Genomic DNA, 23,651 nt, shown 5'->3' with positions numbered 1-23,651 from the left:
CGGCACCTCATTCGAAGACGAGCTCGTTGCAGCTGGTTGTCGCGTACGGCCCCTGGCCGCTCTGTTTCACGACCTCCTTGCCGTCGACCAGGGCCCGGCACGTGATGGTGCCGTCGCCGCCGTCGCGGCGCTGCGCGGAGACCGAGACGAGGGCCACACCCTTCATGGTGGTGGTCACCTTCCATGGCAGCTCGGACCCGCTGACCACCTTGGGCGCGGTGCCCAGCTGCTCGGCGTAAAGAATCTCGGCGGGCCCGTCGCCGGTGACCTCGTAGGTGACCGTGACCTCCCGGTTCTGGTCGCCGGGCAGACCGGGCAGGTCGGTAGGCAGCGCCGGCAGGTCGGTCGGCAGGCCCGGCAGGTCCGTCGGCAGGCCCGGCAGGTCGGTCGGCAGGCCCGGCAGCTGCGGCACCTCGGTGGGCAGCGCCGGCAGGGTCGGGTTGGCGATCGGCTCGACCACCTCTTTGGCCCTGTCGGTGACGCTGCGCACGATCAGCACGCCGGCCGTGACGACGCCGCCGCAGAGCAGTAGGGAGATCGCGACGATCAGGGCGATCAGTGGCGTCTTGCTGCGGCGCGGGCCGGGCGGGGGTGGACCGTACCCCGGCGTTGGCGGGGGTGGTGGCGGATAGCCGCCCGACCCGTAGTCAGGGGCGTAGCCGGGCTCCGGGACATGGCCGGGCGGCGCGTAGTTGACCGGCTGATATTCCACCGGCGGGAACGACGCGGTAGGCGGGAAGTCCGGCGACGGCTCGGGCGGCGGCGGCGCCTGACCCGGGTGGTACGGCGGCGGGGTCTGACCCGGGTGGTACGGCGGCGGAGTGGCCTGGCCGGGAAGGAACTGCGGTGGCCGGGGTGGTTGGCGCGGCTCGCTCGGATCGTTGGGGTCGCTCATCCGCTTCCTCCCGGTGAGACGCCGTGGCGCTGCCGTAGCCGACGGTACGCCAGCGGCGCACCTGTGGTGTCACCCACCCGTACGAGGTGTTCACCCACCGGCCGTGGAACCGCGCTTGCGCAGGTGCGGCGCCGATGGCGTACAGTTCCGATCACATCGGGTGCTCAAAAGTGCCTTTCTTGCTCATGACGTTTGAGCGAAAGTCCGCTAGGCTGCCCGGCATGTGTGGGATCGTGGGTTACGTTGGCAATCGTCCGGCATTGAGCATCGTCCTCGATGGGCTCCGCCGCCTGGAGTACCGCGGATATGACTCGGCCGGTGTCGCCGTCATCGACGGCGGCGAGGTCCGGACCGGCAAGCGGGCCGGCAAGCTGGCCAACCTGGAGAAGGCGCTCGCCGAGCGGGCCGCCGACGGCATCGCGACAGGCGTCACCGGCATCGGGCACACCCGCTGGGCCACCCACGGCGGTCCCACCGACCGCAACGCCCACCCGCACCTCTCCGCCGACGGGCGGGTCGCGGTCATCCACAACGGCATCATCGAGAACTTCGCGAAGCTGCGCGCCGAGCTCGAGGCGACCGGCATCGAGTTCACCAGCGACACCGACACCGAGTGCGCGGCCCACCTGCTCGCCGCCGAGGTGCGCGAGCTGCGGGCGGCCGGGGGTCTGACCGGCCCAGCCCTGCTGGCCGAGGCCATGCGACGCACGGTGGGCCGGCTGGAGGGCGCCTTCACGCTCCTCGCTATCGACGTCGAGGTGCCCGACGCGGTGGTCGCCGCCCGCCGCAACTCGCCGCTCGTGGTGGGTCGCGGCGACGGGGAGAACTTCCTGGCCAGCGACGTCTCCGCGTTCATCGAGCACACCCGTGAGGCGATCGAGCTGGGTCAGGACCAGGTCGTCCTGATCACCCCGGCGGGCATCGAGATCACCGACTTCGACGGCGCGCCGGCCACCGGCAAGGAGTACCACGTCGACTGGGACCTGTCGGCCGCCGAGAAGGGTGGCTACGAGTACTTCATGCTCAAGGAGATCGCCGAGCAGCCGCAGGCCATCGCGGACACTCTGCTCGGCCGGCTGAGCGAGCGCGGCGAGATCATCCTGGACGAGGTGCGCCTCACCGACCAGGACCTGCGGGACGTCGACAAGGTGTTCATCGTGGCCTGCGGTACGTCGTACCACGCCGGGATGGTCGCCAAGTACGCCATCGAGCACTGGGTGCGCATCCCCTGCGAGGTGGAGCTCGCCAGCGAGTTCCGCTACCGCGACCCGATCCTGGACCGCTCCACCCTGGTGATCGTGATCAGCCAGTCCGGCGAGACCATGGACACCCTGATGGCGCTGCGGCACGCCAAGGAGCAGAAGGCCCGGGTGCTCGCCATCTGCAACACCAACGGCTCCACCATCCCGCGCGAGTCCGACGCGGTGCTCTACACCCACGGCGGCCCGGAGATCGCTGTCGCCTCCACCAAGGCGTTCCTCACCCAGCTGGTCGCCTGCTACCTGATCGGCCTGCACCTGGCCCAGATCCGCGGCGTGATGTACGCCGACGAGGTCGCCGCCGTGGTCGAGAAGCTCCAGGCCACCCCGGACAGCCTGCGCACGCTGCTGGACGGGATGGAGGACGTCCGGGCGCTGGCCCGCGACCTGAAGACCGCCTCGACGATCCTGTTCATCGGCCGGCACGTCGGTTTCCCGGTGGCCCTCGAAGGCGCGCTCAAGCTCAAGGAACTCGCCTACATGCACGCCGAGGGCTTCGCGGCCGGCGAGCTCAAGCACGGCCCGATCTCGCTGATCGACGAGGGCACCCCGGTGGTCTGCGTGGTGCCGTCGCCAGCCGGCCGCGGCGTGATGCGCGACAAGGTGGTCTCCAACATCCAGGAGGTGCGGGCCCGCGGCGCCCGGACCATCGTGATCGCCGAGCAGGGCGACGACGGCGTCAAGGCGTTCGCCGACCACCTGATCGAGGTCCCGCAGACCCCGACCCTGCTGGCCCCGCTGATGACCACCGTGCCGCTGCAGATCCTCGCCTGCGAGATCGCCGCGGCCCGCGGTAACGACGTGGACCAGCCGCGCAACCTGGCGAAGTCCGTCACCGTCGAGTGACCGGCGCCTGATCGAGGGTGATCCGGGCCAGCGCGTCGAGCGCGGGCCGGCCCGGATCCCAGTAACCGAGGTGCCCGGCGTCGGCCTGACTGGCGAAGACCTGGGCGCCGAACCCGGTGTCGCTCGGGTTGCGGCCGAACCAGAGGTCCCGTTCCGGTGTGCCGAAGGCGAGCGCCGGCCCGATCAGTGGCACCCCGGCCAGCGCGAGGTCGCCCGGCAGGCCACGGGGTGACACCGCGGCGTACTGGATCACATCGGTCCGGGACGTCGTCGACCAGACGTGGTCCGGCGGGACGGCGAGGCCGGCCGCCGCGTCCACCCCGACGCCGGGGGAGCCGACGAAGACGACCTCGTCGGCGGCGAACGGCCCGGCCGCCGCGGCACCCACCACCAGCGAGCCGTAACTGTGCCCGAGCACGGTCTGATGCGCCGCCGGCCCCTCGTGGGTGACCCGCAACGACTCCTGGAACCGCCGCAGCCCCTCGGCGCCGTCCCGGGCCTGCCGGTCGGAGAACGCCTCGTGCACGAAGTCCGGCGCGTCGTAGTCCAGCCACAGCACCGCGCTCACCGCCCGGTCCGGCGCCAGCTCACCGGCCCGCACCGCGACCCGTTCGGCCCGGGTCAGCTCGCCGCCGGCCGAGTCCAGGTCACTCGTCATGCCGGGGACGTGCGTGAGAACGTGCCGGGCCCGGTCCGGGTCACCCAGGGCGACGACGGCACGGCCGTCGTTCGAGACGTCCAGGCTCAGGAGGTACGGGCGGAGCCCCGCCTCGTCGTCGAGCCGCGCACCCAACTCGGCCAGTCCCGCGACCGGGCGCTCGCCGGGAAGCCGCCGGTCGTCCAGCAGCATCCGGTTCGCCACGTCGCGGTCCGCGGCCGGGATCCCGGCCCGGGCCGCGAGAGTGGCCGGAGCGGTGGCGAGCAGCCAGTCCCGCTGCACCGGTGTCAGGGCGGCCCACCAGCGGCGCACCTCGGCGGGGCCGGCGGCGCAGTCCGGGCCGGGACCGGCAGCCGGGCCTAGTGCGCCGGTCGCGCCCGGAGCGCCGCCGGTCGCGCCTGGAGTGCCGATCCAGCCTGGAGCGCCGCCGGTCGCGCCTGGAGTGCCGATCCCGCCCGGCGCGCCGACCTGGCCCGCCGCCGTGGCGCAGAGCGCGTCCAGCCGGTCGGCCGCCTCGGCGTCGGCCGCAGCGGCGAGACCCAGTGCGGCGGACAGGTCGGCCGCCACCCGGGGCAGCTCCGAGGAGCGGCCGTGGACCGTACCCGCATCGTCGATCACCAGGCCGGCGCCCGCCGCCCGGCTCCGCGCCCGGTCCAGCAGCTGGCGCGCCCTCGCCAGCGCCGCCGCGAACTCACTCAGCGCCTGGTCGGCCCGCCAGCAGAACACCCGGAACAGAGCGATCCGGTGCCGGGCATCGCCCAGCGCGGCCACCGCCGCCGAACCCGCGCGGCCGGACCAGGACGCCCGGATCCGCGCCGCGAGCGCGCCGAACTCGGTGCTCAGCGCACCGGCCAGCGCAGACCAGCGCCGCCAGGCCAGCGCGGCCGACCGCCAGCGGCCCGGATCGGTCACCCGTAGCAGCGAGTGGAGCGCGGTCATCCGGCGAGCCGGAACCGGACGGCGGCCCGGGCGTCGGCCTCCCGGTAGGCGTCCGCGGCCACCCGGATCCGCTCGGCCGTCACCGCTACGTCGTGGCCGAGCACCGCGAGCTGCTGAACGGCGGCGTCGGCGGCGAGGGTGGCGGCCGCCGCGGCCGCCCAGCGCGGAGCGACGTCCGGCACCTGACCGTCCAGGCCGCTCAACCGGGCGGCGAGGGCGTCGGCGGCGGCCGCGTGCCGGCGCAGGTCCTCGGTGTCGGCGTGAAAATCGGAGCTCATCGGCGGCCTCCTGGCGCAGCGGGAACGGGATGACCCGACGCTAGGTGCCGCCGGAGCCCGCCGGGCCGGCCTGTGGACGACGGGTCCGGGCCGGGTGCGCGGCTGTCCACAGGGGTTGCGCACAAGTGGCGGCCGCTGTTAGTGCGCCGGCCCGGCGAACCCGGCCGCCGCGATCCGGGCGGTTCTGCCGGTTCTGCGGGTGTTCGGGCGCGCTCTTCCTCGGGAGGCGTATGCGAGACCCCCCGTCGGGCGTATGCGGGACCGCCGTCGGGCGTATGCGGGACCGCCGGAGGGCGTATGCGGAACCGTCGGAGGGCGTATGCGGAACCGTGGGAGGGCGTATGCGAGACCGCCGGAGGGGTGTCCTTTATGCGTCTTGCAAGCGGCGAGTGCGGCCTTTCCCGCCGGTTTGTGCTGGTTGGCGGTCCGGGGGCTGGGCGGGATGTCGACGCGGCGGCGGGCAGGACGCAGGAGTGCGGCGTTTCTTGCCTTCGGCTCCCTCACGGTCGCCGCGGTCCGCTGCGTCGGTCCCCGTGACGGTGTTGATCTGCTAGCGATGCGAAATCGCTGTGATCATGGGGCTGAAACCGCGATTTCGCATCGCTAGCAGATCAACATCTCGCCATGACGACGTGTCCGGCGCGCCATCGGGGCCAGGAAGGGGGCGCGGGGTTGATGCGCGGGCGGTGTTGCCTGAGGGGGCGATCGGGCGTACGCCAGACCGCCGGGCGTCATACGCGGGAATGTCGTGCGCGCCCGGTAGGCGGCGCGCGCGGGAATGTCGTGTGGGCCTGGGAGGCGGCGTGCGCGGGAATGTCGTGTGGGCCTGGGAGGCGGCGTGCGCGGGAATGTCGTGTGGGCCTGGGAGGCGGCGTGCGTGGGAAAGGCGTGCGCGCCCGCCCGGCGTACGCGGAACAGGCGCCGCACGCACCATTAGGGTGGCTGGTGTGATCGTGGCTGTCGGTATCGATGTCGTTCTGGTGGAGAGATTCGCCCGCGCGCTGGAGCGGACTCCGCTGCTCGGGGACCGTCTGTTCACCGAGCCGGAACGGCTGACCGGCTCCGGCAATCCGCGGTCGGCGGAGTCGCTGGCCGCCCGGTTCGCGGCCAAGGAGGCCGTGGCCAAGGCGCTCGGTGCGCCGGCCGGGCTGCGCTGGCACGACTGCGAGATCGTCTCCGACCCGGACGGGCGCCCGTGGTTGACGGTCTCCGGTACGGTCGCCGCCGCGGCAACCGAACGCGGCATCAGTCGATGGCATCTGTCGCTGTCGCATGACGGCGGCATCGCCTCCGCGATGGTGGTCGCCGAGTCGCAGGAAGTGACGTCGCCGGGCCCCGGCGGATGAGGATGTCGCCGGTCGGGCGGGCGAGGATGTCGCCGGTCGGGCGGGCGAGGACGTCGCCGGTCCGGCGGGCGAGGACGTCGCCGGTCCCGGCGGGTGAAGGAGTGGCGTGGTGCGGCAGGCATGGCGGGTGGCGGATGTCCGGGCGGCCGAGAAGACGCTGATGGCGACCCTGCCGGAGGGCACGCTGATGCAGCGGGCTGCGGCGGGGCTGGCCCGGCGTTGCGCGTTGCTGCTGGAGGCGACCGGCGGGGTGTACGGCGCGCGGGTGCTGCTGCTGGTCGGCAGCGGTGACAACGGCGGCGACACGCTCTACGCCGGTGCCGCGCTGGCCCGGCGCGGCGCGCAAATCCGTGCGCTGCTGCTGACCCCGGAGCGGGTGCATCTGGCGGGGCTCGCGGCGCTGCGGGCGGCGGGCGGGTTCACCGTCTCCGAGCTGCCCGCCCGGGCCGACCTGGTGCTGGACGGGATTGTCGGGATCGGCGGCGCGGGCGGCCTGCGACCGCCGGCGGCAGCCGTCGTGCACCGGCTTGGTGACCTGCGCGGGCGTACGGGTGACCGGCCCGTCGTGGTGGCCGTCGACACCCCGAGCGGGGTGGCCGTGGACACCGGCGACGTGCCGGGCGAGGCGGTCCACGCCGATGTCACGGTCACTTTCGGCTGCCTGAAACCGGCGCACGTCGTAGGCCCGGCGTCGCTGCGCTGCGGCGAGGTGGAGCTGGTCGACATCGGTCTGGGCCCGGCGCTCGTCACCGACCCGGCGGTGCGGGTGGCCGAGGCCGCCGACGTCGCCGCGTGGTGGCCCCGGCCGGACGCGACGTCGGACAAGTACAGCCGGGGGGTGGTCGGCCTGGCGACCGGTTCGGCCGGTTATCCGGGTGCGGCGCTGCTCTCCACGGCTGGTGCGCTGGCCGGGCCGACCGGCATGGTGCGGTACGCGGGCAGCGCACACCCCGAGGTGGTGCGGGCGCACCCGTCCGTGGTGGTGGCGTCCCGGATGGCCGACGCCGGCCGGGTACAGGCCTGGGTGTGCGGTTCCGGCTTGGGCACCGGTGAACACGCGCGTACCGAGCTGCGCAGCGTCCTGGCCACCTCGCTGCCGGTGCTGCTCGACGCGGACGCCTTGACCCTGCTGGTCGGCGGCGAGTTCGCGGACGATCTGCGCCGCGACGCCCCGGTGGTGCTTACCCCGCACGACGGCGAGTTCACGCGGCTGGCCGGCGAGGCACCCGGCGCGGACCGGGCCGCGGCGGCCGCCCGGCTGGCCGCCTGGACCAACGCGGTGGTGCTGCTCAAGGGCGACCGGACGATCGTGGCCACCCCGGCCGGCGAGATCTGGGCCAACCCGACCGGCAGCCCGGCGCTGGCCACCGCGGGCAGCGGCGACGTGCTGGCCGGACTTCTCGGCTCGCTGCTGGCGGCGGGGCTGCCGCCGGTGCGTGCGGCGGTGGCGGCGGCGTTCGTGCACGGCCTGGCCGGGCGGCACGCCGCACCGGACGGCCCGGTGACCGCACCGGACGTGGCGGCCGCGCTGCGCCCGGCCTTGCGCGACCTCCTCGGGTGAGCCGCCCGCCCCTGCGCCGACCTCCTCGGGTGAGCCGCCCGCCCTGCGCGACCTCCTCTGGCGAGCCGCCCGGCCCCGCGCCGACCTCCTCGGGTGGGCCCGATCTTCCTGGGTGACCGGAACTGTCGTACGCCTCAGTAGGGTTAGAGGCATGTGGCAGGCGGAAGTGCGCGTCGATCTGGACGCGATCCGGGACAACGTCGTGGCGTTGCGGTCCCGCACCTCGGCCGAGGTGCTGGTCGCGGTCAAGGCGGACGGTTATGGGCACGGCATGGTTCCGGCGGCCCGGGCGGCGCTCGCCGGCGGTGCCACCTGGCTCGGTGTCGCCACCCTGGACGAGGCGCTCACCCTGCGCCGGGCCGGCATCGAGGCGCCGGTCCTGGCCTGGCTGCTGAGCCCCGGGCTGCCGCTGCACGACGGTGTCGCGGCCGGCGTCGACCTGAGCGCGGCCACCCCGGAGCTGCTCGACGAGCTGGCCGCGGCGGCCCGGCAGGCGGGTCGGCCGGCCCGGGTGCACCTCAAGCTCGACACCGGCCTGGCCCGCGGTGGCGCGGCCCGGGCCGACTGGCCGGAGCTGTTCGAGGCCGCGACCAAGGCCCAGGCCGGCGGCGACGTCGAGGTGGTCGGCGTGTGGAGCCATTTCGCCTGTGCCGACGAGCCCGGCCACGAGTCCGTCGACCGGCAGCTGGCCGCGTTCCACGAGGGTCTCGAGCTGGCCGGGCGGCACGGGATCCACCCGCGTTACCGGCACATCGCCAACTCGGCGGCCACCCTGATCCGGCCGGACGCGCACTTCGACCTGGTCCGCGTCGGCATCGCGGCCTACGGGCTGTCACCCATCGCCGGCGACACGTTCGGTCTGCGCCCGGCGATGACGGCCCGGGCCCGGGTCACCCTCGCCAAGCGGGTCCCGGCCGGCCAGGGCGTCTCCTACGGCTTGACCTACACCACACCCTGGGAGACGACGCTTGCCGTCGTCCCGCTGGGCTACGGCGACGGGGTGCCCCGGCACGCGTCGAACGCGGGACCGGTGCGCATCGGCGGCACGGTGGCGACCATCGCCGGCCGGGTCTGCATGGACCAGGTGGTGGTCGACGTCGGCGACGAGCCGGTGGTGGCCGGTGACGTGGCGACCCTGTTCGGCCCGGGTGACGACGGTGAGCCGACCGCCGACGACTGGGCCGCCGCCACCGGCACGATCAACTACGAGATCGTCACCCGGTTCGGCAGCAGCCGGGTGCCACGGTGTTACGACGGGGAGGTGCGGCCGTGAGGCGGCGGGCGGTGCGGACGGCGGGGGTGTTCGGTGCCGTTGTCGGTGTCGCGGCGGCCGGCCTGGCCACCGCGTTCGCCGTGGAGCGGGTGCTAGTGCGGCGCTCGGTCAACGCGCCCGGTGACCCCTTCGTCGAGGAGCCCTTCGGCGACCAGCCGTTCGACCAGGAGCTGACGGTGACCGCGGCCGACGGCACCGACCTGCACGTCGAGATCGTCGAACCGGCCGAGCCGGCGGGCAAGCCGACGATCGTCTTCGTGCACGGCTTCGCGCTGGACATGGGCACGTTCTACTTCCAGCGCAAGGAGCTCGCCGAGCGCGGGGAGTACCGGATGGTCTTCTACGACCAGCCCGGTCACGGCCGGTCCGGCAGGCTGCGGTCCGGGACGTACGACATCGCCGCGCTGGGCCGCTCGCTCGCCGCGGTGCTCGAGGCGACCGTGCCGGACGGGCACATCATCCTGGTCGGCCATTCGATGGGCGGCATGACCATCATGGCCTTCGCCGAGCAGTACCCGGAGTGGTTCGGCAACCGGGTCACCGGCGTGGTGCTGATGTCCACCTCGGCGGATCTGTTCGACAAGACCCAGCTCGGCGTGACGAACCTGGTGGCCCGGGCCAGCGCGCCCTTCTTCCCGCTCTGGGACAAGGCGGCCCACCTCGGCGGCGGCACCATCGACCGGGCCCGGGTGGCCTCCTCCGACCTGGCCTGGCTGCTCACCCGGCGGTACGGGTTCGGCGAGGCGAAACCCAGCCCCACCCTCGTCACGTTCGTGGAGAGCATGAACTCGAAGACGTCGGTGGAGACGCTCACCAAATACCTGCACACTCTCTACACCCACAACCGGATCCCGGCCCTGTCGGCGCTGCGCGGGGTGCCGGTCCTGGTGGTCGTCGGCACCCGCGACTACCTGACCCCGGTCACCCACTCCGAGGAGATCCTCAAGCACCTGCCCGAGGCCGAGCTGCTGAAGATCGACAACAGCGGCCACGTGGTGATGCTGGAGAAGGCCGACCAGGTCAACGCGGCGCTGATCCCGTTCCTGGAGAAGATCACGTGAAGCTGGCGACCGTCGAGGACACCCAGAACTTCGGCCGGCGGCTCGCCGGCATCCTGCGCGCCGGTGACCTGCTGCTGCTCACCGGTCCGCTCGGCGCCGGCAAGACCGCGCTGGTGCAGGGCATCGGCGCGGGTCTCGGCGTGCGCGGCCCGATCACGTCGCCGACCTTCGTGATCGCCCGGGTGCACCGCGGCCCGCTGCCGCTGGTGCACGCGGACGCCTACCGGCTGGGCGACCGGCCCGACCCGCGCGCCGAGATCGACGACCTGGACCTGGACGCCTCGGCCGACGACGCGGTGACGGTCGTCGAGTGGGGGGTCGGCCTGGTCGAGCAGCTCAACGACGAATACCTGCACGTCCGCATCGACCGGCTGGACGACGACACCCGAGTGATCGACCTGGTGCCGCACGGCGGCGACTGGGCACACCGACTGGAGAACCTGTGAACCTGACCGAGCTGTTGCCGGCCGAGTGGCGGAGCGAGCTGGCGCCCTTCCTGGACCCGGCGGCCACCGCGAAGCTGGGCGAGTTCGTCGCCGCGGAGTACGCGAGCGAGACGGTCTACCCGCCGGCCGAGGACCTCTTCGCGGCGTACCGGCTGTGCCTGCCGGCGCAGACCCGGGTGCTGATCCTCGGGCAGGACCCCTACCACGGTCCGGGTCAGGCGCACGGTCTCAGCTTCAGCGTGCGTGACGGCGTGCGGAAACCGCCGTCGCTGGGCAACGTGTTCAAGGAGCTCGCCGAGGACGTCAACATCCCGAAGCCGGCGAGTGGCGACCTGACCGGCTGGGCGCGGCAGGGTGTGCTGCTGCTCAACGCGGTGCTCACGGTCCGCGCGGGCAAGGCCGGCTCGCACGCCAACAAGGGCTGGGAGGCGTTCACGGACGCCACCATCAGGGCGCTCAACGAGCGGGACGAGCGGGTCGTGTTCCTGCTCTGGGGCGGTTACGCGAAGAAGAAGGCGGCGCTTGTCACCAACCCGGCCCACGCGGTGCTGGAGGCCGGGCACCCGAGCCCGCTGAACCGGGCCGGTTTCCTCGGCAGCCGGCCGTTCAGCGCGGCGAACAAGGCTCTCGCCGACGGCGGCCGGCCACTCATCGACTGGGACCCGCGGGCCGCCGGTTAGGGTCAGGTGTGCTCGTTCTAGCTCTGGACACCGCCACCCCCGCCTCCATGGCGGCGCTCGTCGAGGTGACCGCCGACGGCCTGTTCGGCGTCGCGGAAAGCCGCACGGTCGACCCGCGCGCGCACGGGGAGAAACTGGCCCCCGAGATCGCCGCGGTGCTGGCCGAGGCGGGTTACCGCCCGCGTGACCTGACGGCGATCGTGGCGGGTCTCGGCCCGGGGCCGTTCACCGGTCTGCGGGTCGGCCTGGCCACTGCCGCGAGCATGGGCCAGGCGCTGGGCATCCCGGCCTACGGGGTGTGTTCGCTGGACGCGCTGGGCCGGGCTGCCGGGCCGGGGCGGGTGCTGATCGCAACGGACGCGCGGCGCCGCGAGGTGTACTTCGCGACGTATGCGGACGGCGCCCGGGTGATTGGTCCCGAGGTGGCGAAACCGGCGGACGTGGCGGTGCTGCTGGCCGCGGCGGCCGGTGACCCGGCCGCGCCCGGCAAGACGGCCGCGACCGGTGCCGGGGCGGGCGGGCTCGCGGGGCAGACGGCCGGGAACGGTGCAGGGACCGGCTGGCTCGCGGGGACGGTGGATCGGGCCGCGGGGGAGGGCGCCTTGAAGTACGGGGACGTGTTCGGCGTACCGGTGGAGGAGCATCTCCTGTATCCGCCCGGCGCCGCCCTCGTCGCGCTCGCCGCGGAGAAGATCCGCGGTGCCGCACCGGGGGAGCAGCTCACGCCGCTCTACCTGCGGCGGCCCGACGCGGTGGAGCCGAGCGCGCGCAAGCCGGTGCTGACCTGATGATCGTCGAACGGTTCCGCTGGTGGCACATCGGTCAGGTGCTGCCGGTCGAGGAGGATCTCTTCGGCCCCGAGAAGTGGTCGGCCGCGATGTTCTGGAACGAGCTGGCCCAGGGCCACCACTACCTGGTGGCGACCGAGGACGGGGCGGTGCTCGGTTACGCCGGTCTGTCCGTCGTGGACGCCGAGGAGTCCTGGGTGCAGAACATCGCGGTGCGCCGGGACGCGCAACGCCGCGGCATCGGCCGGCTCCTGCTCGAGGCGCTGCTGGCCGAGGCGGCCCGGCGCGGCGTCAAGAAGACGCTGCTCGAGGTGGCCGTCGACAACGCGCCGGCGCAGACCCTCTACGCGAGTTACGACTTCGAGCCGGTCGGGATCCGGCGCGGCTACTACCAACCGAGCAACACGGACGCCCTGGTGATGATGCGCGATGCGTGACGAACCCCTGGTCCTCGGGATCGAGACCTCCTGCGACGAGACCGGTGTCGGCATCGTGCGCGGGCACACCCTGCTGGCCGACGCGCTCGCGTCCAGTGTGGAGCAGCACGCCCGGTTCGGCGGCGTGGTGCCGGAGGTGGCCAGCCGGGCCCATCTGGAGGCACTGGTCCCGACCATGCAGCGGGCGCTCGACACGGCCGGCGTCACGCTCGCCGACGTCGACGCGATCGCGGTGACGAGCGGGCCCGGCCTGGCCGGTGCGCTGCTGGTCGGGGTGGCCGCGGCCAAGGGTTACGCGCTGGCCGCCGAGAAACCGATCTACGGGGTGAACCACCTGGCCGCGCACGTGGCGGTGGACACCCTGGAGCACGGCCCGCTGCCCGAGCCCGCGATCGCGATGCTGGTCTCCGGCGGGCACTCCTCGCTGCTGCTCGTCGACGACCTCACCGCCGGCGTCACCCCGCTCGGCGCGACGATCGACGACGCGGCCGGCGAGGCGTTCGACAAGGTGGCCCGGCTGATCGGGCTCGGTTTCCCGGGCGGGCCGGTGATCGACCGCACGGCCCGCGAGGGCGACCGGGCCTCGATCGCCTTCCCGCGCGGGCTGACCGCCCCGAAAGACCTGGCCGCGCACCGTTTCGACTTCTCCTTCTCGGGGTTGAAGACGGCCGTCGCACGCTGGGTGGAGAGCCGCGAACGGGCCGGTGAGCCGGTTCCGGTGGCGGACGTGTCGGCCAGTTTCCAGGAAGCGGTCTGCGACGTGCTGACCGCGAAGGCGATCGACGCGTGCCGGGCCAACGGGGTGCGGACTCTGGTGATCGGCGGCGGGGTGGCGGCGAACTCGCGGCTGCGCGTGCTCGCCGAGGAGCGCGCCGCGAAACACGGGATCGCGGTGCGCGTACCCCGCCCCGCTCTCTGCACCGACAACGGCGCGATGGTCGCGGCGCTCGGCTCGCATCTCGTCGCCGCCGGCGTCGCGCCGAGCCGCCTGGATCTGCCCGCGGATTCGTCCATGAGTTTGACCGAGGTCAGCGTGGCGGGGTAGGAAGCATCATGATCGCGCGGATGTGGGAGGTGCGGGCCTCGCGCAGTGGCTTCGACGAGCTGCTGGCCTGGGTCTGCGACACGGCGGTGCCGTCCCTGGAGGTGCTGCCACAACATGTGTCGAGTGACGTCTATTCGTCCACCGATCAACGCATCGTCGTCATCACCAAATGGCGTAACACCCCGGAGAGCATGCCGGTCCCGCCGGAGCGGCTGGTAGCACGCACTCCGCACGTCTGGGATTTCACGCCCGTCGATCGCTGATCGGTCGCACCACGCGCGGTCCGGCTTTACCGTCGGGATCTGATGCGTAGCTTGCCCGTGCCGAATCCCGGCCTGCCCGACTCCCGCTCCGCTGCCCGTTATCTGCTCTGGTTGGTCAGGCGTTCCCGCCTGACGGTCGGCGTCGCGGCCGCCCTCGCGATCCTCTGGATGGGATGTCAGGCACTGGCGCCCGCAGTGGTCGGCCGGGCGGTCGACGCCGCCGCTGACCGTGACGGCCGCGCCCTCGCCGGCTGGACGCTGCTGCTACTCGGTGTGGGCACGATGCAGGCCGGCACCGGGATCATGCGGCACCGGTTCGCGGTCACCAACTGGCTGGGCGCCGCGTTCCGGACCGTGCAGGTGGTGGTGCGGCACGCCAACCGGCTCGGCGCCACGCTGCCGCGGCGGCTGGACGCCGGCGAGGTGGTGGCGATCGGCACCTCCGACATCAGCCACATCGGCGGGGCCGTCGACATCATCTCCCGGGGCGTCGGCTCGCTGCTCGCCGTCGTCACGATCACGGTCGTGCTGTTGCGCACGTCGGTGCCGCTGGGCCTGGTGGTGCTGGTGGGCGTACCGCTGATGATGCTCGTCGTGGGCCTTCTCATCGGCCCGCTGCATCAGCGCCAGCACGAGCACCGGGTGCGGCAGGGCACGCTCACCGGTCAGGCCGCCGACCTGGTCGCCGGGCTGCGGGTGCTGCGCGGTGTGGGTGGCGAGCCGGTCATGGCGGCGCGCTATCGCGCCGCATCCCAGTCGCTGCGCGAGGCGGGGGTACGCACCGCGAAGGTGGAAGCCCTGCTCGAGGCGGCTCAGGTGCTGCTGCCCGGGGTCTTCCTGGTCCTGCTGACGTGGCTGGGCGCCCGGTCCGCCTGGGCCGGCCGGATCACCGTGGGGCAGCTCGTCTCGTTCTACGCGTACGCCGCTTTCCTGGTCGCGCCGCTGCGGCAGCTCACCGAGGCCGTCGACAAGATCACGCGGGGGCACGTCTCGGGCCGCCGGGTGGTGGCGATGCTGCAGGTCGAACCGGAACTCGCGGACCCGGCCGAGCCGGTCGCCCTGCCGGCTGCGGAACTCGCCGACCCCGAGTCCGGGGTCCGCGTGCCGCCTGGCCGGATGACCGCCGTCGTCGCCGCCGTCCCGTCCGACGCGGCCCGCATCGCCGACCGGCTCGCCCGGTACGCCGACGGCGCCGTCCTCGGCGGCGTCCCGCTGGCCGGCGCGGCAGTGGCCGACGTCCGGGCCCGGATCCTGCTGGCCGACAACGACGCCAGCCTCTTCGCCGGCCGGCTGCTGTCCGATCTGGACCCCGACGGCGCCGGAACTCTGCCGGAGGCGCTGGAGGCGGCGTCCGCCACCGGCATCGTCGACGGGCTGCCGGACGGCGCGCACACCGTGGTCGCCGAACGTGGCAGGTCCTTCTCCGGCGGCCAGCAGCAGCGGCTGCGACTGGCCCGCGCGCTCGTCGCCGACCCGGAGATCCTGATCCTGGTCGAGCCGACGAACGCGGTGGACGCGCACACCGAGGCCCGGATCGCCGATCGGCTGCGGGCGGCGCGGTCCGGGCGTACGACAGTGGTCTGCACGACAAGTCCGCTGATGCTGAGCCGCGCCGATCACGTCTGCTACGTCGAGAGTGGACACGTGGTCGCTGCCGGGCCGCACCACGTCCTGCTCCGCACCACACCGGGGTACGCCCGGATGGTGCTGCGCGAGGACCCGCAGTGAACCGCCCGCTGCCGGTGGCGAGCACCGCGCAGGTCCGCCGGTACGCCCACGACCTGGTCCGCCGCTATCCCGGCAGCTTCCGGGCCGCGGTCGCCCTGAACGTGGCCGCCGCCCTCGCCGCGCTCGCCGGGCCGCGGCTGCTCGGCGAACTGGTGGAGGCGATCGAGCGCCACGAACCCGTCGCCCACCTGGACGGGCTGGTCGCCACGATCGCCGGGTTCGTGCTGCTCCAAGGCATCCTCACCCGGTTCGCGCACCTCGCCTCGGCACGGCTGGGCGAGCGGGTGCTGGCCCGGCTCCGCGAGGAGTTCGTCAGCCGGGTCGTCACGCTGCCGCTGTCCACCGTGGAGGCGGCCGGCAGCGGGGACCTGCTGACCCGGGCCACCCGGGACGTCGACGCGCTCTCCAAATGTGTCCGGTTCGCGGTGCCGGAGACCATGATCGCGCTCATCACGCTGGTCCTCGTGGTCGGCGCGCTGGTGCTTGTCAGCCCGCTGTTCGCGATCCCGCTGCTGGCCGGGGTGCCGATCCTGGTGGCCGGCACGCGGTGGTACCTGCGGCGGGCGCCGGCCGGATATCTGGAGCAGAACGCCGCCTACTCCGACGTGACCGAAGGGCTCACCGAGACCGTGGAGGGTGCGCGGACCGTCGAGGCGCTGCGGCGGGGGCGGCAGCGGGTCCGGCGTACCGACGACGACCTGCGCCGGGCCTGGCGGGCCGAGCGGTACACCCTGCGTCTGCGGACTGTCTGGTGGCCGATGATCGAGACCGGTTACGTGCTGCCGGTGGTGCTGACCCTGCTCGCCGGTGGCTGGCTCCACCTGCGCGGCGTGGTGACCCTCGGCCAGCTCACCGCGGCCGTGATCTACGTGCAGCAGCTGGTCGACCCGCTGGACCGGCTCTCCGCCTGGCTCGACGAACTCCAGGTGGGTGCCGCGTCACTGGCCCGGCTGCTCGGTGTGGCCGCGGAGACGACACCCGCGGTCACCGGGCCGCAACCGGTGGGCAGCCGGATCGAGCTGCGAGGGGTGCGGTTCGGGTACCGTCCCGGCCACGAGGTGCTGCACGGCGTCGACCTCACCCTGGAACCGGGGGAGCGGCTCGCCGTGGTCGGCGTCTCCGGTGCCGGCAAGTCCACGCTGGGCCGCCTCCTCGCCGGCGTGCACCGGCCGACCGCCGGGACGATCACCGTGGGCGGGGTGCCGCTGGAGGCGCTGCCGCCGGAGCGGCTGCGCACCGAGGTCGCCCTGGTCACCCAGGAACACCACATCTTCATCGGGACGCTGCGGGAGAACGTCGCAATGGTGCGGCCCGGCCTTCCGGACCCGGAGGTACGGGCAGCGCTCGCCGCCGTGCACGCCCTGGACTGGGCCGACGCCCTGCCGGACGGACTGGACACGCTGGTCGGTGCCGGTGGGTGCCCGCTCGCACCGGCACAGGCGCAACAGGTGGCGCTGGCCCGGCTGGTCCTGGCCGACCCGCACACCCTGGTGCTCGACGAGGCGACCGCGCTGCTCGACCCCGGTGCGGCCCGGGACCTGGAACGCAGCCTCGCGGCGGTGGTGCACGGCCGGACCGTGGTGGCGATCGCGCACCGGCTCTTCTCCGCGCACGACGCCGACCGGGTCGCGGTGGTGGAGGACGGCCGGATCGCCGAGATCGGTCCGCACGACGACCTGCTGGCGGCCGACGGCGCGTACGCCGCGCTGTGGCGCTCCTGGCAGGGCCGGGTCGAGAAACCGGTCTCGTAGAGACGCGAAGAGGGCGCGCCGTGTGGCGCGCCCTCCCCTCACTGCTCGGATCCGTGGATCAGAAGCCCGGGCCGTGCTGGTGGCCGTGGCCACCGTGGCTGTGCCCGTGCCCACCGCCGGCGGCGGCCGGAGCCGGCTCGGCCGGCTTCTCGACCACGAGGCTCTCGGTGGTCAGCAGCAGGCCGGCGATCGAGACGGCGTTGGAGACCGCGTTGCGGGTCACCTTCACCGGGTCGATGATGCCGGCCGCGGCGAGGTCCACGTACTCGTCGGTGGCCGCGTTGAGGCCGTGGCCCCAGCCCAGCTCGTTGACCTTGCCCACCACGACGTAGCCGTCGTGGCCGGCGTTCTGCGCGATCCAGCGCAGCGGCTCCACCAGCGCCTTGCGGACGATGCTGACGCCGATGGCCTCCTCGCCGGTCAGGCCGAGGCCGCCGTCGAGCTCCTTGGCGACCTGCGCCAGAGCGGCGCCGCCACCCGGGACGGTGCCCTCCTCGACCGCGGCCTTGGTCGCCGCGATGGCGTCCTCGATGCGGTGCTTGCGCTCCTTCATCTCGACCTCGGTGACCGCGCCGACCTTGATCACCGCGATGCCGCCGGAGAGCTTCGCGAGCCGCTCCTGGAGCTTCTCGCGGTCCCAGTCGGAGTCGGACGCCTCGATCTCCTTGCGGATCTGGGCGACCCGGTCGACGACGTCGGCCTTGTTGCCGCCACCGTCGATGATCGTGGTGTTCTCCTTGTCGACGACGACGCGCCGGGCGCTGCCCAGCGACTCGATGCCGACCTGGTCGAGCTTGTAGCCGAGCTCGGGGGCGATGAGCTCGCCGCCGGTCGCGATCGCGAGGTCCTGGAGGATCGCCTTGCGGCGGTCACCGAAGCCGGGAGCCTTCACCGCGGCGACCTTGATGGTCTTGCGGAGCGCGTTCACGACGAGGGTGGAGAGCGCCTGGCCCTCGACGTCCTCGGCGACGATCAGCAGCGGCTTGCCGGCCTGCAGGACCTTCTCCAGCAGCGGGAGCAGCTCCTCGATGCTGGAGATCTTCTGCGTGGTCAGCAGGATGAACGCGTCCTCGAGGACGACCTCCTGCGACTCCGCGTCGGTCACGAAGTTCGGCGAGATGAAGCCCTTGTCGAACTGCAGACCCTCGGTGATGTCGAGCTCGGTCAGCATGGCCGAGCCCTCCTCGACGGTGATGACACCGTCGCGGCCGACCCGGTCCATCGCCTCGGCGATCAGCTCGCCGATGGTGGCGTCCTGGGCCGAGATGGTGGCCACGTTCGCGATCGCCTTGTGGTCGGCGACCTCGACGGCCTTGGCCAGCAGCGCCTTGGACACGACCTCGGAGGCCTGGTCCATGCCGCGCTTGAGGCCGATCGGGTTGGCGCCCGCGGTCACGTTGCGCAGGCCCTCACGGACCAGCGCCTGCGCGAGCACGGTCGCGGTGGTGGTCCCGTCGCCGGCGACGTCGTTGGTCTTCGTCGCCACCTCCTTGACGAGCTGCGCGCCAAGGTTCTCGTACGGGTCGGTGAGCTCGATCTCCTTGGCGATGGTCACACCATCGTTGGTGATCGTGGGAGCACCGAACTTCTTGTCCAGGACGACGTTGCGACCGCGCGGCCCGAGGGTGACCTTGACCGTGTCGGCGAGCGTGTTGACCCCGTGCTCGAGCAGGTGCCGGGCGTCGTCAGAGAAGCTGAGAATCTTCGCCATTAATGGTCCCTTCACGCACCAGCGCCCTGCCCCGAGACATCGGAACAGGGCGCAAGCGCAATCAGTTAGGTCTTACTTCTCGATGACCGCGAGGACGTCGCGGGCGGAGAGCACCAGGTACTCCTCGCCGGCGTACTTGACCTCGGTGCCGCCGTACTTCGAGTAGAGGACCACGTCGCCGACCTTGACGTCGAGCGGAACCCGGTTCCCCTTGTCGTCGATCCGGCCGGGGCCGACAGCGAGGACGGTGCCCTCCTGCGGCTTCTCCTTGGCGGTGTCGGGGATCACGATGCCGGAAGCAGTCGTGGTCTCAGCCTCGTTCGCCTGGACCACGATGCGGTCCTCGAGCGGCTTGATCGCAACCTTGGTCGCGGTAGTCACGGGCATACCCTCCTGGGTACAGGTTTCGCCGGCCATGAACCAGGCCGGTCTCATGCCTCATGCCACCGGGCGGGGCCGTCGTCGCGGGTGCCGGTCCGCCTGGTGCCTAACCGCACGGCAGGGCCGGACGGTTGGCACCCTCATGTTGAGAGTGCTAACCGGAGACTATTCCGGAACTAGCACTCCGTCAACCAGAGTGCCAACCTGTCACGCCAGGGAGAATGCCTGGGTGACCCCTGAGCTGCTCTCGCTGTTGCGGACCCCGGAAGGCGCCGAAGCCCTGGCCGTGGCGGCCGAGGTAGGTGACGCCGAGCCACTTGCCGCCGCCTCGGCCGTGCGTGCCCGGGGCATCGGCGCGGAGCTCTCCGCGGCCGCCTTGACCCAGGCTAGTTTGCGCGGGCGCGCGGCATGCAAGTTCGGCCCGGACGCGGCCCGGATGTTCTTCTCCCGGGCCGGCCTCGAACAGGCGACCCGCGCCGTGGTCGCGGACCGGCGCGCGGCCCGCCTCGCCGCGGCCGGGGTGCGCTCACTCACCGACCTCGGCTGCGGGCTGGGCAGCGACGCCTTCGCCGCGGCCCGGCAGGGCATCCGGGTGCACGCGGTCGACGCCGACCCGCTGACGGCCGCGCTCGCCGCCGCGAACGCCGAAGCGCTCGGGCTCGGCGAGCTGATCACCGTGGAGTGCGCGGACGCCACCACGGTCGAGGTGGAGCGCTACGACGCGGTCTTCGCCGATCCGGCGCGCCGGCAGGCCGGCCGGGGCCGGGTGTTCGACCCGAAGTCCTACTCACCGCCGTGGGACTTCGTGGCCGCACTGCCCGGCCGGGTGCCGCGGACGGTGCTGAAGCTGGCACCGGGCATCGACCACGGGCTGCTGCCGCCGGGCGCCGAAGGTGAATGGGTGAGTGTCGGCGGTGACCTGGTCGAGGCGGCGTTCTGGTGCGGCCCGCTGGCCGGGGCGCCGCGCCGGGCCACCCTGCTCGGCTCACGGATGGGTTCCGGGGCCGCGGCGGGTGGGGCGGGCGTGGGCGCGACGGGTGCGGGCACGACGGGTGCGGGCACGGGTGTGGCGGGCGCCGGCGTGGTGGGTGCGGGCGCTGGTGTCGCCGAGCTGACCGGCTCCGGGTTCGTCGCCGCGCCGGTGGGGCCGGTCGGCGCCTACCTCTACGACCCGGACCCGGCGGTGGTCCGGTCGCACCTGGTGGCCGAGTTCGCCGCGTCGGTGGGTGGGTGGCTGGGCGACCCGCAGATCGCCTACGTCTACACCGACGAGCCGGTGGACACACCGTTCGCGCGCCGGCTGGAGGTGACCGACGTGCTGCCGTTCTCCCTGAAGCGGCTCCGGGCTCTGTTGCGTGACCGCGGCATCGGCCGGCTGGAGATCCGCAAGCGCGGTTCGGCGCTCGTCCCCGACCAGCTGCGCAAGGAGCTGCGCCTGTCCGGCCCGCACGGCGCCGGCCTGGTCCTGACCCGGGTGGCCGACGCGCCGACCGTGCTCCTGTGCCGATGAGTTTCCGTAACGTCGATACGCGGGGCTTGCGGCAGATCTGCCGCAAGCCCCGCGTATGCCGTCAGCAGCTGTAGTTGGTCACCGTGGCCTTGACGTGGTTATTGATCTTCACCCACAGATGGCTCCCAATGCCCCTAGCGCTATGCGTATGGTTGAGGCCGCCTTCGGAGAAGGTCAAAGTGCATCCGTTGTCAACGCGGATGGCATCGGTGTCGTAGTACTTCGAGAAGTTCCTAGTATTCTGATTCGGCCCAAGGCCGTAATATGCTTTGAATTTATTGAGGTTGTAGCCATTGGTGGCGCAAGAGGGAATGGATCCATACCAGATACCCGGGTTGCCGGAGAGCCAGCAGTTGGTGACGTAAACGACGCGCGACGTCCTGTTCAGGACCTCACCGCCGCAGCCCTGTGTGGTGCATTCGCCTGCTTGAGCGGGGCTGGTCGGACCTGCGAGTGCAGTGCTGACAAGCGCCGCGGTAACAACAGCGGCGCGTATGATCCAACTTTTCTTCACGTAAAACTTCCCTGCCTTCTTAATGCGGTGATCTGATGTCAGCCATTGATGATGGTTGGCATCCGGTTGATGTGGACGTTAGCCGCCGAAGGTGGTCGTGTCTAGATCGAACTTGGCAATCAAAGCGCTCTATCATCCATCTTTGCTGTAGTCAAGGCGTTATCGCTCCGCCAGTGGAGAGGGCTGCTCGATATCGAGGTTGAGCTGCCATTTCAGAGTGGGGTGTTCGCGAATCTTGATTGGGAGGGGAAGGGGTAGCGTTACGGGCATGGCGAAGAAAGCGGCCGGGACGCCGGCCACCGTTCTGCTGGCCGCCGAGCGGGTGGCATACACCCTGCACCCGTACGACGTCTCGCCCGACGCCCCGAACTACGGCGCCCTGGTCGCGGAGTTCCTCGGCGTGCCGCCGGAGCGGCTGTTCAAGACGCTGATCGCCGAGGTGGACGGCACGCTCGTGGTTGGCGTCGTCCCGGTCACCGGCGACCTCGACCTCAAAGCTCTCGCTCAGGCCGCCGGCGGCAAGCGCGCGGTCCTCGCCGACCGGGCCGCAGCCGAGCGCTCCAGCGGCTACGTCCGCGGCGGCATCAGCCCGCTCGGGCAGCGCCGCCGGCTGCGTACGGTGATCGACGAAACGGCGGAGACCCTCGACCTCATGTACGTCTCCGCGGGTCGCCGTGGTCTCCAGGTGTCCGTGGCGCCGGCCGACCTGATCCGGCTGACCGGGGCCGTCATCGCGCCGATCCGGGGCTGAGCGCCCGCATCTTAGGCGTACGCCGGAATCGCCCGTTCCCCTGTCAGGGGCGAAATCCGGCATCAATATCACTCAACGTGACCCGGCACTTAGCCGGGGCGATTTTTCGTGTGCCGAGGTCAGTGCTGGTAGCACCGCTGTGTTGCCGGATTGTTATCCCTGGTTACGAGATAGACCGTCGTTGCCGCTTGTGTTCTCGGCCACTGGAGGAATACGTTGCCGGGCACAACAAATCGGTTCTTCATCCATCAGTGTCACAGGGGCTGCGTCACCTCTCGCAGCGCGCGCGAGCCCTGACAAATCCGAACCAAGGCCCCGGATTTATCCCCCCGAAAGGACATAAGGAATGCGTAAGGGACTGTTCGCCCTTGCCGCGGTCAGCTTGCTGGCCACCGGAAGCATGGCCGCGTGCGGCAGCGAAGACGGCGGCGACAGCGGCAGCAGCGGCAGCGGTACCGGCACGAGCTCGTCGGCCGGCAAGGTCGGCGTGATTCTGCCGGACACCAAGAGCTCCGCGCGCTGGGCGACCGCCGACCTGAAGTACCTCACCGACGCCTTCAAGGCGGCCGGTGTGGAGGCCGACATCCAGAACGCGCAGGGCGACAAGGCCCGGTTCCAGACGATCGCGGAGGGCATGATCTCCAGCGGCGTCAAGGTTCTGATGATCGTCAACCTGGACTCCGGCACCGGCAAGGCCGTGCTGGATCAGGCGAAGACGTCCGGCATCGCGACCATCGACTACGACCGCCTCACCCTCAACGGTGGCGCGGACTACTACGTGTCCTTCGACAACGTCGAGGTCGGCAAGCTTCAGGGGCAGGGTCTCATCGACTGCCTGGCCGAGAAGAAGGTCACCAAGCCGGTCGTCGCGTACCTCAACGGTTCGCCCACCGACAACAACGCCACCCTGTTCAAGGAGGGCTACGACTCGGTTCTCAAGCCGAAGTTCGACTCGAACGAGTTCGTCAAGGGCCCGGACCAGGACGTGCCGGACTGGGACAACGTTCAGGGCGGCACGCTCTTCGAGCAGATGCTCACCCAGAACAAGGACATCAAGGGTGTCCTCGCCGCCAATGACGGCCTGGGCAACGCGGCCATCCAGGTGCTGAAGAAGAACAAGCTGAACGGCCAGGTCCCGGTCACCGGCCAGGACGCCACCGTTCAGGGTCTGCAGAACGTGCTCGTCGGCGACCAGTGCATGACGGTCTACAAGGCCATCAAGCAGGAGGCCGACGCCGCCGCCGCGCTGGCGATCTCGCTGGCGAAGCAGGAGGCGCCGACCACGGCGACCGCCACCGTCACCGACCCGGAGTCCAAGAAGGACGTCAAGGCTGTGCTGCTCAAGCCGCAGTCGATCACCAAGGCGAACGTCAAGGACGTCGTGACTGACGGCTTCGTCACCAAGGAGGAGCTCTGCACCGCGGACTTCGCCAAGGCCTGCACCGACGCGGGCATCAGCTGACGCTGACACCCCGTCGTAACGCCTGATTCTCGGCGCCGCCCACGCGACGTGGGCGGCGCCGGACTCGG

At 72.0% G+C, this 23,651-nt stretch carries 22 protein-coding genes; 16 read left to right on the top strand and 6 right to left on the bottom strand.

Features of this window, described 5'->3' with window-relative positions:
- Positions 1-7 precede the first annotated feature (7 nt).
- Positions 8-895 (bottom strand): MmpS family transport accessory protein, encoded by an 888-nt coding sequence (locus LPA41_RS28145; protein ID WP_229073924.1) that lies wholly within the window; start codon positions 893-895, stop codon positions 8-10.
- A gap of 221 nt (positions 896-1,116) precedes the next feature.
- Here LPA41_RS28145 and glmS point away from each other — a divergent pair, with 221 nt between their 5' ends.
- Positions 1,117-3,000 carry a glutamine--fructose-6-phosphate transaminase (isomerizing) gene (glmS, locus tag LPA41_RS28140; RefSeq protein ID WP_306469673.1) on the top strand — a complete coding sequence of 628 codons (1,884 nt, stop codon included), beginning with the start codon at positions 1,117-1,119 and terminating at the stop codon, positions 2,998-3,000.
- Here glmS and LPA41_RS28135 read toward each other — a convergent pair.
- Both LPA41_RS28135 and LPA41_RS28130 read right to left on the bottom strand, forming a co-directional pair.
- Positions 2,987-4,597 carry an alpha/beta hydrolase gene (locus LPA41_RS28135; RefSeq protein WP_229073922.1) on the bottom strand — a complete coding sequence of 537 codons (1,611 nt, stop codon included), beginning with the start codon at positions 4,595-4,597 and terminating at the stop codon, positions 2,987-2,989. The genes glmS and LPA41_RS28135 overlap by 14 nt on opposite strands.
- Positions 4,594-4,875 (bottom strand): hypothetical protein, encoded by a 282-nt coding sequence (locus LPA41_RS28130; protein ID WP_229073921.1) that lies wholly within the window; start codon positions 4,873-4,875, stop codon positions 4,594-4,596. The genes LPA41_RS28135 and LPA41_RS28130 overlap by 4 nt, the downstream gene beginning before the upstream one ends.
- 947 nt (positions 4,876-5,822) lie before the next feature.
- Here LPA41_RS28130 and LPA41_RS28125 point away from each other — a divergent pair.
- The 12 genes from LPA41_RS28125 to LPA41_RS28070 all read left to right on the top strand — a co-directional run bounded on the left by LPA41_RS28125 (position 5,823) and on the right by LPA41_RS28070 (position 17,254).
- Positions 5,823-6,221 (top strand): holo-ACP synthase, encoded by a 399-nt coding sequence (locus LPA41_RS28125; protein ID WP_229073920.1) that lies wholly within the window; start codon positions 5,823-5,825, stop codon positions 6,219-6,221.
- 109 nt (positions 6,222-6,330) lie between these two features.
- On the top strand, positions 6,331-7,782 hold the full coding sequence (locus LPA41_RS28120) for an NAD(P)H-hydrate dehydratase (RefSeq protein ID WP_229073919.1): 1,452 nt from the start codon (positions 6,331-6,333) through the stop codon (positions 7,780-7,782).
- 151 nt (positions 7,783-7,933) lie between these two features.
- A complete protein-coding gene (gene alr, locus LPA41_RS28115) occupies positions 7,934-9,055 on the top strand; it encodes an alanine racemase (RefSeq protein WP_229073918.1) in 1,122 nt (373 codons plus the stop codon).
- On the top strand, positions 9,052-10,116 hold the full coding sequence (locus LPA41_RS28110; protein ID WP_229073917.1) for an alpha/beta fold hydrolase: 1,065 nt from the start codon (positions 9,052-9,054) through the stop codon (positions 10,114-10,116). Before alr ends, LPA41_RS28110 begins: the two co-directional genes overlap by 4 nt.
- Positions 10,113-10,562, top strand: coding sequence for a tRNA (adenosine(37)-N6)-threonylcarbamoyltransferase complex ATPase subunit type 1 TsaE (gene tsaE / locus LPA41_RS28105; RefSeq protein ID WP_229073916.1), 450 nt, complete (start codon positions 10,113-10,115; stop codon positions 10,560-10,562). The genes LPA41_RS28110 and tsaE overlap by 4 nt, the downstream gene beginning before the upstream one ends.
- Positions 10,559-11,242, top strand: coding sequence for a uracil-DNA glycosylase (gene ung / locus LPA41_RS28100; RefSeq protein ID WP_229073915.1), 684 nt, complete (start codon positions 10,559-10,561; stop codon positions 11,240-11,242). Before tsaE ends, ung begins: the two co-directional genes overlap by 4 nt.
- Before the next feature lie 8 nt (positions 11,243-11,250).
- Entirely contained in the window at positions 11,251-12,030 is a 780-nt protein-coding gene (gene tsaB / locus LPA41_RS28095; RefSeq protein ID WP_229073914.1) for a tRNA (adenosine(37)-N6)-threonylcarbamoyltransferase complex dimerization subunit type 1 TsaB, read from the top strand.
- A complete protein-coding gene (gene rimI / locus LPA41_RS28090; RefSeq protein ID WP_229073913.1) occupies positions 12,030-12,467 on the top strand; it encodes a ribosomal protein S18-alanine N-acetyltransferase in 438 nt (145 codons plus the stop codon). Before tsaB ends, rimI begins: the two co-directional genes overlap by 1 nt.
- Positions 12,460-13,512, top strand: a complete 1,053-nt coding sequence (tsaD, locus tag LPA41_RS28085) for a tRNA (adenosine(37)-N6)-threonylcarbamoyltransferase complex transferase subunit TsaD (protein WP_229073912.1) — start codon at positions 12,460-12,462, stop codon at positions 13,510-13,512. Before rimI ends, tsaD begins: the two co-directional genes overlap by 8 nt.
- Positions 13,513-13,520: 8 nt before the next feature.
- On the top strand, positions 13,521-13,775 hold the full coding sequence (locus tag LPA41_RS28080; protein WP_229073911.1) for a hypothetical protein: 255 nt from the start codon (positions 13,521-13,523) through the stop codon (positions 13,773-13,775).
- 42 nt (positions 13,776-13,817) lie between these two features.
- Positions 13,818-15,503: an ABC transporter ATP-binding protein gene (locus LPA41_RS28075; protein WP_229073910.1), complete on the top strand. Its 1,686-nt coding sequence runs from the start codon at positions 13,818-13,820 to the stop codon at positions 15,501-15,503.
- Positions 15,500-17,254: an ABC transporter ATP-binding protein gene (locus LPA41_RS28070; protein WP_229073909.1), complete on the top strand. Its 1,755-nt coding sequence runs from the start codon at positions 15,500-15,502 to the stop codon at positions 17,252-17,254. Before LPA41_RS28075 ends, LPA41_RS28070 begins: the two co-directional genes overlap by 4 nt.
- A 58-nt stretch (positions 17,255-17,312) precedes the next feature.
- Here LPA41_RS28070 and groL read toward each other — a convergent pair whose 3' ends face one another.
- Both groL and groES read right to left on the bottom strand, forming a co-directional pair.
- Positions 17,313-18,965, bottom strand: a complete 1,653-nt coding sequence (gene groL / locus LPA41_RS28065; protein WP_229073908.1) for a chaperonin GroEL — start codon at positions 18,963-18,965, stop codon at positions 17,313-17,315.
- 72 nt (positions 18,966-19,037) lie between these two features.
- Complete coding sequence (groES, locus tag LPA41_RS28060) at positions 19,038-19,352, bottom strand: co-chaperone GroES (RefSeq protein WP_014440794.1); 315 nt, start codon at positions 19,350-19,352, stop codon at positions 19,038-19,040.
- A 223-nt stretch (positions 19,353-19,575) separates the two neighbouring features.
- On the opposite strand from groES, the gene LPA41_RS28055 reads away from it, so the two are divergent.
- Positions 19,576-20,856: a methyltransferase domain-containing protein gene (locus tag LPA41_RS28055; RefSeq protein WP_229073907.1), complete on the top strand. Its 1,281-nt coding sequence runs from the start codon at positions 19,576-19,578 to the stop codon at positions 20,854-20,856.
- A gap of 61 nt (positions 20,857-20,917) precedes the next feature.
- Here the strand turns inward: LPA41_RS28055 and LPA41_RS28050 are convergent, their stop codons facing one another.
- Positions 20,918-21,370, bottom strand: coding sequence for a hypothetical protein (locus tag LPA41_RS28050; protein WP_229073906.1), 453 nt, complete (start codon positions 21,368-21,370; stop codon positions 20,918-20,920).
- 268 nt (positions 21,371-21,638) lie between these two features.
- On the opposite strand from LPA41_RS28050, the gene ybaK reads away from it, so the two are divergent.
- Both ybaK and LPA41_RS28040 read left to right on the top strand, forming a co-directional pair.
- On the top strand, positions 21,639-22,121 hold the full coding sequence (gene ybaK / locus LPA41_RS28045) for a Cys-tRNA(Pro) deacylase (RefSeq protein ID WP_229073905.1): 483 nt from the start codon (positions 21,639-21,641) through the stop codon (positions 22,119-22,121).
- A 346-nt stretch (positions 22,122-22,467) separates the two neighbouring features.
- Positions 22,468-23,583: a sugar ABC transporter substrate-binding protein gene (locus tag LPA41_RS28040; RefSeq protein ID WP_229073904.1), complete on the top strand. Its 1,116-nt coding sequence runs from the start codon at positions 22,468-22,470 to the stop codon at positions 23,581-23,583.
- The last annotated feature ends 68 nt before the right edge of the window (positions 23,584-23,651 follow it).

Origin of the sequence: Actinoplanes sp. DH11 (assembly GCF_020873875.1) — a bacterium.
GTDB lineage: Bacteria > Actinomycetota > Actinomycetes > Mycobacteriales > Micromonosporaceae > Actinoplanes.
The sequence above is the reverse complement of the archived record's forward strand: the minus strand, read 5'-3'. Positions and strand labels throughout refer to the sequence as shown.

Excerpts from the sequence above, each read along its gene's own strand:
- LPA41_RS28145 (WP_229073924.1), bottom strand. The coding sequence starts at position 895 with ATGAGCGACCCCAACGATCCGAGCGAGCCGCGCCAACCACCCCGGCCA.
- glmS (WP_306469673.1), top strand. The coding sequence starts at position 1,117 with ATGTGTGGGATCGTGGGTTACGTTGGCAATCGTCCGGCATTGAGCATC.
- LPA41_RS28135 (WP_229073922.1), bottom strand. The coding sequence starts at position 4,597 with ATGACCGCGCTCCACTCGCTGCTACGGGTGACCGATCCGGGCCGCTGG.
- LPA41_RS28130 (WP_229073921.1), bottom strand. The coding sequence starts at position 4,875 with ATGAGCTCCGATTTTCACGCCGACACCGAGGACCTGCGCCGGCACGCG.
- alr (WP_229073918.1), top strand. The coding sequence starts at position 7,934 with ATGTGGCAGGCGGAAGTGCGCGTCGATCTGGACGCGATCCGGGACAAC.
- rimI (WP_229073913.1), top strand. The coding sequence starts at position 12,030 with ATGATCGTCGAACGGTTCCGCTGGTGGCACATCGGTCAGGTGCTGCCG.
- tsaD (WP_229073912.1), top strand. The coding sequence starts at position 12,460 with ATGCGTGACGAACCCCTGGTCCTCGGGATCGAGACCTCCTGCGACGAG.
- LPA41_RS28080 (WP_229073911.1), top strand. The coding sequence starts at position 13,521 with ATGATCGCGCGGATGTGGGAGGTGCGGGCCTCGCGCAGTGGCTTCGAC.
- LPA41_RS28075 (WP_229073910.1), top strand. The coding sequence starts at position 13,818 with ATGCGTAGCTTGCCCGTGCCGAATCCCGGCCTGCCCGACTCCCGCTCC.
- groL (WP_229073908.1), bottom strand. The coding sequence starts at position 18,965 with ATGGCGAAGATTCTCAGCTTCTCTGACGACGCCCGGCACCTGCTCGAG.
- groES (WP_014440794.1), bottom strand. The coding sequence starts at position 19,352 with ATGCCCGTGACTACCGCGACCAAGGTTGCGATCAAGCCGCTCGAGGAC.
- ybaK (WP_229073905.1), top strand. The coding sequence starts at position 21,639 with ATGGCGAAGAAAGCGGCCGGGACGCCGGCCACCGTTCTGCTGGCCGCC.
- LPA41_RS28040 (WP_229073904.1), top strand. The coding sequence starts at position 22,468 with ATGCGTAAGGGACTGTTCGCCCTTGCCGCGGTCAGCTTGCTGGCCACC.